The sequence below is a fragment of the Aurantimonas sp. 22II-16-19i genome (assembly GCF_002088275.1).
Taxonomy (GTDB): Bacteria; Pseudomonadota; Alphaproteobacteria; order Rhizobiales; family Rhizobiaceae; genus Jiella.
On the sequence record NZ_AQQS01000004.1, the window covers coordinates 16211 to 31472 of the forward strand.

General features: G+C 69.0%; 14 protein-coding genes. 2 read left to right on the forward strand and 12 right to left on the reverse strand.

The window, feature by feature from the left end; translation table 11 throughout:
* Nucleotides 1-218 precede the first annotated feature (218 nt).
* Nucleotides 219-1418, reverse strand: a complete 1200-nt coding sequence (locus ATO4_RS05365) for a D-alanyl-D-alanine carboxypeptidase family protein (RefSeq protein ID WP_083590404.1) — start codon at nt 1416-1418, stop codon at nt 219-221.
* A gap of 40 nt (nt 1419-1458) precedes the next feature.
* Entirely contained in the window at nt 1459-2094 is a 636-nt protein-coding gene (locus ATO4_RS26915; protein WP_139802268.1) for a hypothetical protein, read from the reverse strand.
* Here ATO4_RS26915 and ATO4_RS05375 point away from each other — a divergent pair.
* Nucleotides 2093-2614: a copper chaperone PCu(A)C gene (locus tag ATO4_RS05375; RefSeq protein WP_083590406.1), complete on the forward strand. Its 522-nt coding sequence runs from the start codon at nt 2093-2095 to the stop codon at nt 2612-2614. The two genes, ATO4_RS26915 and ATO4_RS05375, sit on opposite strands and share 2 nt — an antisense overlap.
* 172 nt (nt 2615-2786) lie before the next feature.
* Here ATO4_RS05375 and ATO4_RS05380 read toward each other — a convergent pair whose 3' ends face one another.
* From ATO4_RS05380 to ATO4_RS05415, 8 genes are all read right to left on the reverse strand, one after another.
* On the reverse strand, nt 2787-3110 hold the full coding sequence (locus ATO4_RS05380) for a phosphotyrosine protein phosphatase (protein WP_083590407.1): 324 nt from the start codon (nt 3108-3110) through the stop codon (nt 2787-2789).
* A complete protein-coding gene (locus ATO4_RS05385) occupies nt 3107-4960 on the reverse strand; it encodes an ATP-binding cassette domain-containing protein (protein WP_083590408.1) in 1854 nt (617 codons plus the stop codon). Before ATO4_RS05385 ends, ATO4_RS05380 begins: the two co-directional genes overlap by 4 nt.
* A 131-nt stretch (nt 4961-5091) precedes the next feature.
* A complete protein-coding gene (locus ATO4_RS05390) occupies nt 5092-5628 on the reverse strand; it encodes a GNAT family N-acetyltransferase (protein ID WP_083590409.1) in 537 nt (178 codons plus the stop codon).
* Nucleotides 5625-5882: a DUF1778 domain-containing protein gene (locus tag ATO4_RS05395; protein WP_245308583.1), complete on the reverse strand. Its 258-nt coding sequence runs from the start codon at nt 5880-5882 to the stop codon at nt 5625-5627. Before ATO4_RS05395 ends, ATO4_RS05390 begins: the two co-directional genes overlap by 4 nt.
* A 155-nt stretch (nt 5883-6037) precedes the next feature.
* Entirely contained in the window at nt 6038-9235 is a 3198-nt protein-coding gene (locus ATO4_RS05400) for an efflux RND transporter permease subunit (protein WP_083590411.1), read from the reverse strand.
* Nucleotides 9232-10626, reverse strand: coding sequence for an efflux RND transporter periplasmic adaptor subunit (locus ATO4_RS05405; protein ID WP_083590412.1), 1395 nt, complete (start codon nt 10624-10626; stop codon nt 9232-9234). The genes ATO4_RS05400 and ATO4_RS05405 overlap by 4 nt, the downstream gene beginning before the upstream one ends.
* Before the next feature lie 357 nt (nt 10627-10983).
* On the reverse strand, nt 10984-12714 hold the full coding sequence (locus ATO4_RS05410; RefSeq protein WP_083590413.1) for a PRC-barrel domain-containing protein: 1731 nt from the start codon (nt 12712-12714) through the stop codon (nt 10984-10986).
* A 162-nt stretch (nt 12715-12876) separates the two neighbouring features.
* Nucleotides 12877-13041, reverse strand: coding sequence for a DUF1328 family protein (locus ATO4_RS05415; RefSeq protein WP_083590414.1), 165 nt, complete (start codon nt 13039-13041; stop codon nt 12877-12879).
* 221 nt (nt 13042-13262) lie between these two features.
* Here ATO4_RS05415 and ATO4_RS05420 point away from each other — a divergent pair, with 221 nt between their 5' ends.
* Nucleotides 13263-14225, forward strand: a complete 963-nt coding sequence (locus tag ATO4_RS05420) for a diacylglycerol kinase family protein (RefSeq protein WP_083590415.1) — start codon at nt 13263-13265, stop codon at nt 14223-14225.
* A gap of 111 nt (nt 14226-14336) precedes the next feature.
* Here the strand turns inward: ATO4_RS05420 and ATO4_RS05425 are convergent, their stop codons facing one another.
* Nucleotides 14337-14615, reverse strand: coding sequence for a Rho termination factor (locus ATO4_RS05425; protein WP_083590416.1), 279 nt, complete (start codon nt 14613-14615; stop codon nt 14337-14339).
* A gap of 141 nt (nt 14616-14756) precedes the next feature.
* Nucleotides 14757-15032, reverse strand: a complete 276-nt coding sequence (locus ATO4_RS05430; protein ID WP_139802269.1) for a hypothetical protein — start codon at nt 15030-15032, stop codon at nt 14757-14759.
* Nucleotides 15033-15262 lie beyond the last annotated feature (230 nt).

Below are 15262 nucleotides of genomic sequence, written 5' to 3' on the forward strand. Positions count from 1 at the left end.
GAATTTCCAAATTTCAGGGACGAAGCTTGAAAGGTCGACGATCGCGCGAGCACGGCATGATGGGGCTCATATCGTTCTTTTGCTGCGCCGCGTCAAGGTGCAATCGACAGGCCGGCGGGCTCCGCCAGTCTCGGGCCAGTTCGCGGCGGCCCGGTCGGCACGGGCGGCCCGAGGGCCATGGATGGTCCGAGCGGCCCGGGGCGGCCCGGCCCTGGCGATCAGGGCTGGTCCGGCCGGAACTGGGCTGCCACCGTCGCGGCGATGCGCGACAGGACGCCGGCGCGGGCAACGTCGCCTGCGGCGTAGAGCGGCACCTGGCGCAGCGTCTCGCCGCCGCGGGTGAAGATCGCCCAGCCGGCGCGCTGGCCTTTCTGCACCGGGGCGGGGAGGGGGCCGTTGCTCTCGATGCGGCGGGTCACGTCGGCGAGGCTGCCGCGCGGGACCAGCACCGTCAGCGTCTGTGCGGGAACCAGCGGCACGCTCGCCGCCGCTCCCGCCGAAACCGCCGCCTCGCCGACCGGCTGGCCGGCCTCGACCAGCGTCACCTCCTCGAAGTCCTGCAGGCCGAAATCCATCAGGCGGCGGGCCTCGCGGGCGCGTTCCTCCGAGGACTGCATGCCGGACATGGCAAGGACGATGCGCCGCCCGTCGCGGGTCGCCGAGGCGACGAGGCCGTAGCCCGAGGCGCTGGTGTGGCCGGTCTTCAGCCCGTCGGCGCCGAGCGCCAGGAGCGGGTTGCGGTTTCTCTGGGTGATGCCGTTGAAGGTGAATTTCTCCTGCGAGAACAGCGCATAATCCTCGGGAAACGACTTGATCATATGCTCCGCGAGCACCGCGAGATCGCGCATCGTCACCTTCTGGCCGGGGGCGGGCAGGCCATGCGGATTGACGAAATGCGAGCGCGACAGGCCGAGGGCCGTCGCCTCGGCGTTCATCCGGTCGGCGAATGTCTCGACGCTGCCGGCCAGGCCCTCGGCGATGACGATGGCCGCGTCGTTGCCGGACTGGATGATCAGGCCCTTGATCAGATCGTCGAGACTGACAGCCTCGTTGACCGGCAGGAACATCGTCGAGCCGCCGGAATTGGCGCCGCCCTCGCGCCAGGCCTTTTCAGAGACCTCGAAGGTCGCGTCCCGGGTCGTCTCGCCGGTCTTCAGCATGTCGAAGACGACGGTGGCGGTCATCAGCTTGGCGAGGCTCGCCGGCGGGATCGGATCGTCGGCATTCTTCTCGTAGAGGACGCGCCCCGTGCCGACGTCGACGAGGATCGCCGTCGGCGCCCTGGTCTCGAAGGCGACCGCCGGGCCGGCGACGACCACCGCGAGGAAGAGGAAGCCGGCAAGCCGGGCAAGCCGGACAAAACCGGCGACGCCGCGACGGGGGAAAAGGCGACGGGAAAGAGCGCGAGGGGTCCACATGGTCCTTGCGTAGCCGCCAGTCGGGAGGGCTTCAAGCGCTTCACGAAAGTTTGGCGCGGGACACGCCGCGCGCGAGGCATCCGGAGGGCGGCAGCCGGAGATGGTCCCCCGGCAGGGATCCTGTGGCCTTCCGGATCGCCGGGCGGATCGCGAGGCGATCGGGCATGACAAGCGCGGTGTTCTCTGCCAGAAACCCGGCATGGGCGGATTCCGGCGTTTCCTTCGCGACAGGGTTTCGGCTGCGGCCTTCGCCGTGGTCCTGGCGCAGCTCATGCTGCTGCAGGCGCTGGTCGGCGCGCAGGGCTGCCTCGCCGCAATGTCCGGCGGCGACCCGCAGATCCTGTGCTCCGGCGAGCCCCTGTCCGCAAAAGAGGCGGCGTCGGGTGCCGACCGGACCGGCGCTGGATCCCATTGCGCCGATTGCCCCTGCGCCACGGCCTGCGGGGGATCGGCGCCGCTCGCCGTGCCGTTCGCCGATGCCGGAGAGGCTTTCGCCGCTCCCGCCGCGGAGCCGGGCCGGCCGATCCACGCCGATGCCGCGATCGCGCGCCTGCCGCCGTCCGGGCGGGTAAGACTGCGCGGCCCGCCGGCCTTCGCCGCCTGACATCCTCATCCCCGAACGCGCGGCCGCAGGACGGCGCGCGGCCCATTCCAGACTTTTCCGGAGAATATTCATGCGTCTGATCACCACGGCCGTTGCGGCCGCAGCGCTGCTGTCTGCCGTCGTTGCGGCGAACGCCCACGACTACGCGGTCGGCGATCTCGAGATCGGCCACCCCTGGAGCCGGGCGACCCTGCCGAACGCGCCGGTCGCCGGCGGCTACCTGACCATCACCAATACCGGCACGGCCGCCGACCGGCTGACCGGCGGCGCGACGCCGGCGGCGGCGGCGGAGGTGCAAGTCCACGAGATGACGATGGATGGCGACGTGATGAAGATGCGCCAGATCGAGGGTGGCCTGGAGATCCCCGCCGGCGAGACGGTGACGCTGGCGCCCGGCGGCTATCACCTGATGCTGACGAAGCCGGTCAGGCGCCTGATCGAGGGCGACCGGGTGCCGCTGACGCTGCGCTTCGAGACGGCGGGGACGGTCGAGGTCGAGCTCGTCGTCGACAAGCCGAATGCCCGGGGACCGGAAGGCGCGGGGTCTGCCGGCGAGGACCATGCGGGGCACGGCGCGATGCAGATGAAGTAGGGCGGGGGGCTCGCCGGGGGGGCTGAGGCGTCACGGCCACAGCCGTGCGCTGTCGCCGCGCTCGTCCGCAGCGGCAGAAAGCGGCGATGCCCTTGCAGCTTCGCCGCCCTCGGCCCGTTCCGAGGATCGACGGTTGCTCACGACGGAAGGGCGGTGGCAACCCGCCCTGGCATCAACCGAACATGCGTTTCAGAGCAGGGCGAAGCCGCTCGATCAGCGCCGGCTCCATGAAGTCGTAGCGGTCGGGAATATTCAGGCAGACCACCCGCTTGCCGGGCGGGGTGGGGCCGAGAAGCCGGGTCAGCCGCGCCTGCTGGCGCTTTTCCATCAAGACGATCGTATCCGCCCATTCCAGATGCTCGGCGGTGACGCGCTCGTCGGCATCGGCGCTGAGGCCGGCATAGTCCGGCTCGACGCCGGGCATCTCGGCGGCAAGGGCGGCTGCCGTTGGGCTGCGCCGCCGCGCCTTGCCGCAGACGAACAGGACCCGCGTCACCCTTCCATCTCGGCCTTCAGCATTTCCAGCTCCAGCCATTCGTCTTCGGCCTTGGCGAGCGCCGCGCGCTTGTCCTCGACCGTCTTGGCCAGCTGCTGGAAGCGGTCGGGCTTCTTCGAGAAGAGCTGCGGGTCGGCCATTTCGGTCTCGGCCGTGGCGATCGCCGCTTCCAGTTCGGCGATGGTCTTCGGCAGCGTCTCGAGGGCGAATTTCTGCTTGTAGGAGAGCTTCGCCGAGCTGGCGGAGCCGGTGGCCGACGATCCACCGCCGCTCCCCGACCCCGACGCGGCCGGCGTCTTGCCGGCGTTCGGGCGGGCGGGCGAGGCGGGTTTCGCCGGCTTCTTCGCGGCGGCGGCGGTGTCGCGCTTCTGGGCGAGCATGTCGGAATAGCCGCCGGCATATTCCAGCCAGACGCCGTCGTCCTGGGGCGAGATCACCCCGGTCACCGTGCGGTCGAGAAAGTCGCGGTCGTGGCTGACCAAGAGGACGGTGCCCGGATAGCCGGCGATCAGCTCTTCAAGGAGATCCAGCGTCTCCATGTCGAGATCGTTGGTGGGCTCGTCGAGGACGAGGAGATTGGCGGGCGTTGCCAGCGTCTTGGCGAGCAGCAGCCTGGCCCGCTCGCCGCCGGAGAGCTGGCCGACGGGGGTGCGGATCTGCTCGGGCGAGAACAGGAAGTCCTTCAGGTAACCGGCGACGTGGCGCGGCTCGCCATTGACCATCACCTGGTCGCCGCGCCCGTCGGTCAGCGCCTCGGCGACGCCGACGTCGTCCTTCAGGCTGGCGCGCTTCTGGTCGAGGAAGGCGAGGTCGAGATTGGTGCCGAGGCGGATCTTGCCGGAATCCGGCTTCAACTCGCCGATGAGCATCTTCAACAGCGTCGTCTTGCCGGCGCCGTTCGGCCCGACGAGGCCGATGCGGTCGCCCCGCGCGATGCGGGTGGAGAAGTCCCTGACCAGCGTGCGGCCGTCATAGGCCTTCGAGATGCCTTCCGCCTCGATCACCAGCTTGCCGCTCTCGCGGGTCTCGCCGGCCTGCATCACCGCCTGGCCGACGGCACGCCGCGTGTCGCGGCGCTGCTGGCGCATCGAGTGGAGCTCACCGAGGCGGCGCATGTTGCGGGTGCGGCGTGCGGTGACGCCGTAGCGCAGCCAGTGCTCCTCGCGGACGATCTTGCGGTCGAGCTTCTGGAGGTCGCGCTCTTCCTCCTCCAGCACCTTGTCGCGCCAGGCCTCGAAGGCGCCGAAGCCTTCGTCGATGCGCTTCACCCCGCCGCGGTCGAGCCACACCGTCGCCCGGGTGACGGTCTGCAGGAAGCGCCGGTCATGGCTGATGACGACGAGGGCGCTCTTGATCTGGCGGATCTCGCCCTCCAGCCATTCGATGGTCGGAAGATCGAGATGGTTGGTCGGCTCGTCGAGGAGGATGATGTCCGGCTCGGGGGCGAGCGTCTTGGCGAGCGCCGCGCGGCGCGCCTCGCCGCCGGAGAGATGGGCCGGCGACATCGTCTCCGTCAGGCCGAGCGATTCGATCAGGAAGGTGACGCGGTAGGGATCGTCGGCCGGCCCGAGGCCGTCGGCGACGTACTCGCCCACCGTCCGGAAGTCGCCGAAGTCCGGCTCCTGGGCGAGATAGCGCAGGGTCGTGCCGGGCTTCAGGAAGACCTCGCCGCGGTCCGGCTCGACCTGCCGGGCGGCGATCTTCAGGAGGGTGGACTTGCCGGAGCCGTTGCGGCCGACCAGCGCGATGCGATCGCCCGGCAGGACGTTCAGCTCGACGCCGGACAGGAGCGGCGTGCCGCCGAAGGTGAGCGCGACGCCATCGAGGCGCAGAAGGGGAGGAAGTGCCATGGCGCGCTTCTAACGATTGCCGGGCGACGCGGGAAGGGGGATCGACGGACCTGCTTGCCGATGGGTCGGCAAGCGGCTTGAAGAGCGCCGCGCGGCAGGAGCGATCCCCTGCCGGGAAGCGTGTCCAACGTTTAGCTCCTGAACAGCTCCCGGATCGTCGCCATCGGAAGAGCCATCCTCATCGGGGCCGAGGGCAGCGGCTCGAAGCCGTAACGCCGGTAGAGCAGGCGCTGCCTCTCGACCAGTTCCGGGTTGCCGCAGTCGAGGATGTCCAGCATGACGACGGCGGTTCCCAGCGTCTCTGCCACATGGGTCAGCCGGACGAGGCAATCGACGAGCAGATCCCCGCCATATCCCGAGCCCTGGAAGCGCCGGTCGACACCGATCATCGAGATATAGGCGGCCGGGATGAGGCCATGGCCGGGTCGATTTCGGGCAAAGCGGCCCGGCAGTTCGTCATATGCGACCGCGTGGGCATTGACGGCATAAAAGCCGACAAGATCTCCGCCCTCTGTCGACATCACCCGGACCCGGATATTGTCGGCCTTCTGAAGCTTGTTCGCCGTCTTCCTGAAAAAGTTGTCGACCTGCGCGATGCCGCAGGAAAAGGCCGTCCGATCGTGTCTGGCGGGATCGAACGTTTCAATGATCGTCCGCGACCGCGTCACTTTCCAGAATCGACGGTCGCTCGATATCGAGAGAAGGCCGCACGCAACGCATCGGTCGGCTCGGGCGGATTGTCGAGCGCCGAGAAGAATGCGGCGTGATCGGCCGGCATCAGCGTCGTCCGCTCGTGGGCGGCGATCGTCCGCAAGGCGGCCTCGTAGGCAGCCGTCATGGTGAAGACGGAGTCGTCGACACCGTTCAGTGCGGCCGCGCGCTGGATCGTCTGCTTGATCCGCGGCTTCGTGCGGAAGTTCATCCGCTCGCTGGCCCGATCTTCGCCAGTCTCTGGCTTTGTGCCTCTCACCGAACGCATGGTCGCCGCCTCTCGCTTGGAGTGCGACGGGAACTGTACGTCACGGTGACGCACAATTCAATCCAATGAACCGCACGCCACCATCGGAGGGAGCCTTGCTACTCCGCCGGTGCCGGGTGGCCGCCGTGACCCTTGCCCTGCCCCTTGCCGTGGTCCGCCTCTTCGTCCTCCTCCAGCGCATGGCGACGCTCCGCCGCCGCGACGTCGCGGTGGAGTTCGGCGGTGCGCTCGGAGATCGGCGTCGAGAAGCGGCCGAGAATCAGATAGGCGACCGGGGTGATGTAGAGGGTCGAGAAGGTGGCGAGGCCGAGGCCGCCGACGATGACGTAGCCGAGGGCGACGCGGGCCTCGGCGCCGGCGCCGGAGGCGAAGACCAGCGGCAGGCCGCCGACGACGGTGGCGACCATGGTCATCATCACCGGCCTCAGGCGGATCAGGCAGGCATCCTCCACCGCCTGGCGGAGCGGCACGCCGCGCTCGCGCAGCTGGTTGGCGAATTCGACGATGAGGATGCCGTTCTTCGCCATGATGCCGACGAGGAGGACGAGGCCGATCTGGCTGTAGAGATTGAGGCTCATGCCGAAGAAGGCGAGGGCGAAGATCGCGCAGGCGACGCCCATCGGCACCGTGGCGATGATGATCAGCGCCGAGACGAAGCTCTCGAACTGGGCGGCGAGCACGAGCAGGATGATGACGATGGCGAAGCCGAAGACGAGGGCGAGGCCGTTGTTGGTCTCGCTCAGCGTCGCGGCTTCCGCCAGGGGAATGAGGCGCTGGGTCTGGGGCAGGAGATCCCGGGAAAAGGCCTGCACGTCGTTCCAGGCGTCCTGGATCGCGTAGTCGTCCGGCAGCTGCGCGGTGACCGCGACGGCGCGGCTGCGGTTTTCCCGCTCGAGGCTCGGCGCGATCGGCTTTTCCTCGATGGTCGCCACCGTCGACATCGGCACGATGCGCCCGTCGGAGGCCTTGAGGAAGACGTTGCGCAGATCGCCCGGATCGTTGACCGGATCGCTGGTGGTGATCAGCCGGATCGGCACTTCCTTGTCGCCGATATAGGTCTGGCCGATCTCGCGCCCGTCGAGCAGCGCCTGCATGGCGGTGGCGAGGCCGTCGATGTCGATGCCGAGATCGGAGGCGCGGGCGCGGTCGATCACCACCGAGAGCTGCGGCTGGGTGGCGTCGTTGGAGAGCCGCACGGTGCCCCAGCGCCCGTCGGCCTGCATCGCCTGGACCAGCTTGTCGGCGCTCGTCGCGAGCTCGTCGAAGTTCTGTCCGGCGATGGCAAATTGCAGGCCCTGCCCGCCGCCGCGGATGCCGAGGGAGTTCGGCTGGATGGCGAAGGCCCTGACGCCGGCGATGTTCCTGAGCTTGCCGTTGATCTCGGCGACGATCTCCTGCTGGCTGCGGGCCCGGTCGGCCCAGTCGGCGAGGCTGACCACCATGAAGGCCTGGTTGGCGCCGCCGCGGCCGGTGATGGCGAAGACGTTCCGGGCCTCGCCGCTGCCGACATAGGGCATCAGGATGTCCTCGACCCGGCGCGTCTGGGCGTTGGTGTAGTCGAGGCTCGCCCCCTGCGGACCGCTGACCCGCATCAGGACGACGGCGCGGTCCTCCGACGGGGTGAGTTCCTGGGGCATGGTCTTGAAGACGGTGTAGGCGCTGAAGGAGAACAGCCCCGCCGCGACGACGACGATCAGCGGAAAGGCGAGGCAGAGCCGCAGCGTCACCGCGTAGAAACCGGCGAGGCGGGCGCCGATCCAGCCGACGGCGCGGGCGAAGAGGCCGGGTTTGCGCTCGTCCTCGCGGGCCTTCAGGAAGGTCGCGGCGAGCATCGGGCACAGGGTGAGCGCGATGAAGGACGAGATGACGACGGCGGCGGCGAGGACGTAGCCGAATTCCTTGAACAGACCGCCCGCCTGGCCGGGCAGGAAGGAGATCGGCACGAAGACGGCGGCGAGCGTCGCGGTCGTCGAGATCACCGCGAAGAACATCTCGCGCGCCCCGATCACGGCCGCGGCGCGGGGCTTGGCGCCCATGTCGCGCCAGCGCACGATGTTTTCCAGAACGATGATGGCGTCGTCGACCACCATGCCCGTCGCGAGCACGAGGGCGAGGAGCGTCAGGATGTTGATCGAGAAGCCGGTGAGATAGATGAACGAGACGACGCCGATCAGCGCGATCGGCATGGTGACGGCCGGAATGAAGGTCGCGCGCAGATTGAGCAGGAACAGGAAGATGACGGCGATGACGATGACGACGGCGAGGACGATGGCGAGCTCGACCTCGTGCAGCGCGCCGTTGATGAAGGTGGCGTCGTCGCTGGTCACCTCGACATGGACGCCCCCGGGCAGGGTGCGGTTGAGATTCGCCACCTCGCGGCGCACGCCGTCGGAGATGTCGAGGGTGGAGGAGCCGGCCTGGCGCACGACACCGAGGCCGATGCCGGTCTCGCCGTTGCGCCGCAGCTGCGAGGCGGCTTCGTCCGGGCCGAAGCGCACGGAGGCGACGTCGCCGAGCCGGGTGCGATCGTCGAGATAGATCGCCTCGAAGGCTTCCGGCGAATTGACGTTCGCGTCGGCCCGGACGATCAGCTGCTGGCTCGGCGAGGCGAGCGAGCCGGCGGGCACGTCCATCGCGGCGTTCTGCAGCGACGTCGCGACGTTGCCGAGGGTGAGGCCCCGGGTCGCGAGCTTGTCGGGATCGATGTCGACATAGATGAGCTTCTCGCGCTCGCCATAGATCTGCAGGTCGGCGACGCCTTCGACGGCGGCGAGCTGGTCGGCGACCCGGTCCTCGACGAGGGTCGTCAGGTCCTCGATCTTCATCGACGTCGACGTCACCGCGAGGCGCATGATCGCCTGGGCGTCGGCGTCGGCCTTGACGATGCGCGGCTCGTCGGCGCCCTCGGGAAGCTGGTTGGAGATGCGGCTGACGGCGTCGCGCACGTCGCTCGCCGCGACGTTGAGATCGGTCGCGTCGGAGAATTCGATCGTCACCCGCGCATCGCCGAATTCCGACTGCGAGGACATCGACTCGATGCCGGTGACGCGGGCGACGGCGCTCTCGATCTGGCTGGTGATCTGGCGGTCGATGGTCTCCGGGCTGGCGCCCTCGAAATCCACCGAGACGGTGATCACCGGCCGGTCGACATTCGGTAATTCGCGGATCTCGACGGCGTTGAGCGCGGCGAGGCCGGCGACGACGATGAGGAGGTTGAGGACGATGGTGAGGACCGGCCTGCGGATGAACAGGCTGGTGAAGGCCGTCAGGCCGTCGATCTGCTGCTCCGGCTTCACGGGCGCTGGTCCGTGGCGGTGGCGGAAGAGGGCGCGGCGCGGGCCGCAAGCGCCGGCGTGCCGGAGAGACCTGCCGGCGGCGGAGCCGGCAGCTCGGCGGCGACGGCGGCGGGGACGAAACTGGCCGAGGTGTTGCTCGCGGCAGCCGAGGACGAGCGGCGGCCATCGGCGGCGGCCGCGCCGTCGCCTCTGCCGGAGGCCGAGGCCCCGGCGACCGGCGAGCGCGGCTCCTCGCCTTCGAGGCGCACCTTGATGCCCGGCCGCATCGACTGCAGCCCCTCGATCACCACGCGGTCGCCGGCCTTCAGATCGGCCGAGGAGACGAGGACGCGGTCGATGTTGCGCTCGACGATCGAGACCGGCGCCTTGACCGCCTCGTCGCCGACGACCTTCCAGACGATCGGCCCGGTGCGTTCCCAGACCACCGAGAGCGGATCGACCGAGAGATATTCCTGGCCGTCGAGGGAGAGCGAGACGGTGAAGGACATGCCCGGGCGCAGCGTGTCGCCCTCGTTGTCGATGAGCGCCTCGGTCCTCAGCGTCCGGCTCGCCTCGTCGAGGCGGCTGTCGATGGCGCTGATGTGGCCCTTGAACACCCTGTCCGGCTGGGCGGTGGGGACGGCTTCGACGGGCGCGTCGATCGTGAGATCGGCGACGAAGCTCTCGGGGGTGTAGAACACCACCTTGATCTCCCGGCGGTCGTCGACCTTGGCGATCGCCGTCGTCGCGCCGACGAGGTCGCCCTCGTCGACGGCGATGATGCCGACCCGTCCGGCGATCGGGGCCTTCACGGTGCGCTTGTCGAGGGCGATCTGGGCGGCGCGCAGGTCGAGCTTGGCGTTGTCGCGTTCGCGAACGACGTCGTTGACCTCGACGCTGGAGATCGTGCGCGACTGGGACAGCCGGGCGTAGCGGGTGAGCTTCTCCTCCGCCGCGTCGACCGCGATGCGGGCGCGGCTGACCGCGAGCTCCTCCGAGGAGTGTTCGAGGACGATCAGCGGCGCCCCGGCCTCGACGGCGTCGCCGGACTTCACCGCGACGGTCTCGATGATGCCGGTGGTGTTGTCGGGATAGACGGTGACCGAGCGGGCCGCCTCGCCGGTGCCGATGGCCCGCATCTCGGTCTGGGTGCGGCCGACCTCGACCGGGTTGGCGACGACGAGCTGGGCTCCGCCGGAGCGGCCGCCGCGCGAGCGGCCCTCGGGCGTCCCGGCCACCGGAGCCTCGCCTTCGGGCGGCGCGAGCCAGGCGATCGCCTCGCGCACCGGCCCCGGCAGCGGCAGCCCGGCCGACAGCAGCGCGCGCCCGGCGGCGGGCTCGATCTTCACGTAGACGGCACCGACCACGATCAGGAGGATCAGGGTGACGAGGATCTGCCGAAGCATGGCCATACGGCGCGATTCTCCAATACTCTTGGCGCATGGCCCGGAAAACCGCGAGCGGCCTCTCCGAAGCTCCATGCTGAAACGATGACATCGGGCGGAGCGACACCGGACCGCCCGTGGCCGTTCTCTCTCACAGGCTCACCAGCATATTCGACAATCGGGCCCTTTTACTCTCATTCTGTAACGAATTGTAATTGGTCCGAAGCATGAGCGAAAGCGCGAGGCCTGCCGCGACGGGTCGCCGCGCGGCCATCGGTCCGCGGCGTCCCGGCCGCGACCCCGGCGCCGCGACATTAGCGGTTCGCGCACGAAAAAGGGCCCGCCTTGCGGCGGGCCCCCGATCATTTTCACGCGATGGCCGCGTCAGTTGGCCGGCTGGGTGCCGGTCTGGCCGGTCTGGCCCGACATGTTCGAGCCGGTGGTCGCCCCACCCTGGAGCCGCATGGTGTCGCGGTTCTCGGCGTAGGTGTCCTTGTTGTATTCCGGCGCGTTGTCCAGCTGGTCCTCGGTGAACTGCGTGTAGAGATACATCGTGCCGCTCTGGTCCCGCATGAAGGTCAGGTTGTCCATGCCGACCGCAACCGGCTTCTCGCCGATGCCGAGGAAGCCGCCGACGTCGACGATGACCGCATCGACCTGGCCGTCGGCGTTGAGGGCGATGTCGCCGATGTCGCCGACGCTCTGGTCGTTCGGCCCGTAGACCGTCGTGCCCATCAGGTCGTCCGCCGTCAGCTGCTCGTCGTCGCTGACCCGGGTCATGCCCTGGCGCTGGTCGCCGCCGGTCGAAGCCGTGGTCGTGGCGTCGCCCTCTGTGTCCATGGTGTTCTGGGCGGCCTGCTGCGTCCGGTCAGCCGCGTTGCCGATGGCCTGGCCGGTGTTCTCGGCGGTCTGCTCGACCTGATCGCCGGCATTGTCCATGGCCTGGCCAGCCGAATTGGCGGCCTGCTCCGTGTCGCTGGCGGTGCCGCTCATGGCAGAGCCTGCCGCCGCACCACCCGCGGCCGCACCACCGGCCGCGACGCCGGGAATGGCGGAGGCCGACTGGTCGCCCGACTGCTGGTTCGCAGTCTGCTGGTCGGCCGACTGCGCGGTGTTCGCCGCCATCTGGTCGCTGTCGCCGTCGGCATCGAAGGACGGCGCCTGCTCGAGGGTGTCCTTGTCGAGGGCGGCGGTGATGCGCGGCTCGGCATCGTCGTCGCGGGTCATCTGCAGCTCGCCGAACGGGACGGCGACGTCCTTCTCGCCGATACCGAGGAAGCCACCGACGCCGACGACGGCCGCGTCGATCTGGCCGGAGGAGGCGAGGACGAGATCGTTTATGCCGCCGAGGTCGCTGGCGTCGTCACCCGCGCCCGAATAGACGTTGGTGCCGATGAGGTTTTCGGTCAGGTACTGGTCCGAGCCGACGGTGGCCGGATAGGAGCCTGCGCCGGCCGTACCGGTCGAGGCTTCGCGATCGGTCTTGCCGGCCGCCATGTTGCCGGCGTCGCTCGAGGCCATCGACTGGTCGGTGCCGGTGGCCGGCTGGGACGCCGCCATCTCGTTACCGGCCGGTGCGGTGGTGCCGCCAGCCGAAGAGGCGTCGGTCGAGGCCTGCTGCTGGGCCGCCTGCTGCTCTTCCATCGTCTGGAAGGTCGGCGCGCTGGACAATTCGTCCATGCTGGCCTTCAGCACGGCGCGCGGCTCCCGGTTCTCGCCCATCGTCCAGCCGATCTGCTGGAAGGGGATGGCGACGACCTTGGACTCGTCGTTGACGGTCGCGTTGACCACCGCCGCGACGACCTTGCCGTCGCTGCCGACGAGGAAGTTCTGGATGTCGCCGACCGACTGTGCGTCCTCGCCTTCGCCGTCATAGAGCGACTTGCCGGTGAGGTTGGAGGCCAGATACTGGTCGCTCGACAGGTTGGTCAGGTAGTTGCCCGAAGCAGCCGCCCGGGTGGCATCACCCGACATCGCGCTACCAGACATCGTGCTGTCGGACTGGGTTGCTGCCGGCTGCTGCATCTGCTGGCCGGACGTGGCCGCGTCCTGGGCCATGGCCGGCGCGGTGAGAAGAGCGGCGATCGCCGTCGTTGCGAGTAGCTTGCGGATCATGATGGAAACCTTTGTCTATATTATTGATAGACCAGTCACGTGTCCGGCCTTGGCGGGCCGGAGCACGCGACATTGGATGCCTGGACAACCATCGTCCGGGCCTTTCGGTTCCCGATAAAACCGCGCCTTAGCGTGAAACCGCGCGGCGCGGGGCGCGACGTTCTAACCGAGGACCAGAACGCCGAAGAGGATCAGCAAGAGCAGTCCGGCAAGCACAATGAAGATAAGGATCTTGGCGATGCCCGCAGACACCCCGGCAATGCCGCGAAAGCCCAGCAGGCTGGCAATCGCCGCAACAATCAAGAGAATGATGATCCATTCGAGCATGCTGAACTCCTTCGACCCGGTGCTTGGCGGAGCGGCCGTCCGGCCGTTCCCGCACGGGGCATCTAGGGTGCGCGCGCGAAAGTTGGATGGAGGGACGCGCCGGCCGCAGGGAATAGGGCGAGGGCGGGCGCTCGCCCGTCGACAAGCCGCGGCGACTCCCTAGCTGATGCGGTTCGGCCCGCCCGAAGCGGGCGGACTTTCATTTCGAATGGTTTGACCCGATGCGAATACTGGCGCTCCTCAACCGCGACGGCGGCACGTTGAAGACCACGGATCTCGACTGGCTGTCGGCGCTGATCCGCGACGAGTTCGCCGTCCACGGCCACGAGGTCACCGTGGAACTCTGTGCCGGGTCGGACATCGTTCCGGCGATCGAGAAGGCGGCCGCGACCGACGCCCTCGACGTCCTCCTGGTCGGGGGCGGCGACGGCACGGTGTCGGCGGCCGTGGGAGCCTTGTACGAGAGCGATACGGCGCTTGCCATCCTGCCCGCGGGGACGATGAACCTGTTCGCCCGCACGCTGCAGATCCCGCTCGGTCTCGAAGAGGCGGTGAAGGCGCTCGCCGGCGGCCGGACCACGAAGGTCGACGTCGCCACCGTCAACGGCAAGCCCTTCGTGCATCAGTTCGCCACCGGGCTGCATGCCCGGATGGTGCGGTTCCGCGAGCGGATCACCTATCGCTCGCGGCTCGGCAAGATGTGGGCGACGACGCGGGCGATCGGGCTGGCGTTCCGCAGACTGCCCAAGGTGGAGCTGGTGATCGACGTCGACGGTCGCAGCGAGCGGCTGAAATGCTCGGCGCTGGCGATCTCGAACAATCTCTACGGCGACCGCCACCTGCCCTTCGCCGACAATCCGAAGGGCGGCCAACTCGGCGTCTACATCTGCACCGAGCGCCGCCTGGCGCGCGTCGCCAAGCTGACGGCCGACATCTTTGCCGGCCAGTGGCGCAAGAATCCGGATCTGGTGGTGAAGTCGGCGACGCGGGTGGATCTCGCCCATCGCGGCAAGCCGCGGTCGAACCGGGCGGTGCGCGATGGCGAATTGGAAGTGCTCGACGACCTGTCGCGGGTGGAGATCCATCCGCTGGCGCTCACCGTGCTGGTGCCGGCGGAGGCGACCTATCTCGAGCAGGAAGTGGAAGCCGGACGCGCGCCGCGGGTCGAAGCGGCGGCACGCTGACCGGGGCGCGGCTGGCAGCGGCTCGCCGGGGAGGCGGGCCAGCGGCGGCGCGCCTCGCATCGCCTCGCATCAGCCGGTCCTCGCGTCGATCTCTCGCGTCAAACCCCGGCGTCAGTGGTTGCGCAGGGCCTCGATGAGCTCCGCCTTGGACATGTCCGAGCGGCCCTCGATCCCGATTTCCTGGGCCCGGCCGTAGAGGTCGTCCTTCGTCCAGTCCTCATAGGCCGGCGTCTTGCCGCCCTTCTTGGACGGGTGCATGTGCGGGTTCGCCTTGGCGTTGGAGATCCGCGCGGCCTTTTCCTTGGAATTTCCTTCCTCGCGCAGGGTCTCGTAGAGATCCGGGTCCTTCAGCGCAGGGTTGCCGCTGCTTGCGGAGGATGACTTGGCCATGACATGTCTCCCTGGTTGAAGGGCGCCGACCCTGAGAGTTAGGGACGACGACGCCCGTCTGACGTTTCCATCGGCGTTCGGCCGCGGGACGGGTGCCGCCGCGGGGCCGTGCCGGGTTCCTGTCCGGTCGAGCCTGGCGGCTCAGTTGGACCCGGTGCCGGCAGCCGGCCCGTCGCCGTCGCTCGGTGCGACGACGGTGGCATCGTCGTCCTCGGCCGCGCCGCCTGCAGTGCCGGCGACCGGCGGCTCGCCGGTGGTCTCGGGTCCGGCCTCGATCGAGGAGTCCGGCTGGCTGGCGCCATAGATCTGCACCCCGATGAACACCACCACGCACAGGGCCAGTGCGGCGATGAGGATCATCAGCACGGGCGTTCCGCGTCGGCCCTGCCTGGTCTTTTCGTCGTCGAACTTGGTCACCGAATAGTCCCTCTGTTGGATTTCATGGATTTCGGCCCCAGCGGCATCGGGTTCTCCGACGGCCGACTTCGGCACCGTGGTCCGGCTGCCCTGCCCGGGCGCGCCGACAATCGTCTCGAGATGAAAACGCCCTCGGCGCAAAGCCGTTCCGGGCAGCCGCCGGGTCGCGCCGGCACACACCGGGCCGCCTGGGCTCCAGCCCCGGCCGGCGCCGGACACGCGCAAAGGCG

Bases quoted from the DNA above. Each gene is read 5' to 3' on its own strand.
- ATO4_RS05375 (WP_083590406.1), top strand. From the start codon at position 2,093: ATGCGTCTGATCACCACGGCCGTTGCGGCCGCAGCGCTGCTGTCTGCC.
- ATO4_RS05415 (WP_083590414.1), bottom strand. From the start codon at position 13,041: ATGCTCGAATGGATCATCATTCTCTTGATTGTTGCGGCGATTGCCAGC.
- ATO4_RS05405 (WP_083590412.1), bottom strand. From the start codon at position 10,626: ATGGCCATGCTTCGGCAGATCCTCGTCACCCTGATCCTCCTGATCGTG.
- ATO4_RS05365 (WP_083590404.1), bottom strand. From the start codon at position 1,418: ATGTGGACCCCTCGCGCTCTTTCCCGTCGCCTTTTCCCCCGTCGCGGC.
- ATO4_RS05410 (WP_083590413.1), bottom strand. From the start codon at position 12,714: ATGATCCGCAAGCTACTCGCAACGACGGCGATCGCCGCTCTTCTCACC.
- ATO4_RS26915 (WP_139802268.1), bottom strand. From the start codon at position 2,094: ATGAATATTCTCCGGAAAAGTCTGGAATGGGCCGCGCGCCGTCCTGCG.
- ATO4_RS05385 (WP_083590408.1), bottom strand. From the start codon at position 4,960: ATGGCACTTCCTCCCCTTCTGCGCCTCGATGGCGTCGCGCTCACCTTC.
- ATO4_RS05425 (WP_083590416.1), bottom strand. From the start codon at position 14,615: ATGGCCAAGTCATCCTCCGCAAGCAGCGGCAACCCTGCGCTGAAGGAC.
- ATO4_RS05395 (WP_245308583.1), bottom strand. From the start codon at position 5,882: ATGAACTTCCGCACGAAGCCGCGGATCAAGCAGACGATCCAGCGCGCG.
- ATO4_RS05420 (WP_083590415.1), top strand. From the start codon at position 13,263: ATGCGAATACTGGCGCTCCTCAACCGCGACGGCGGCACGTTGAAGACC.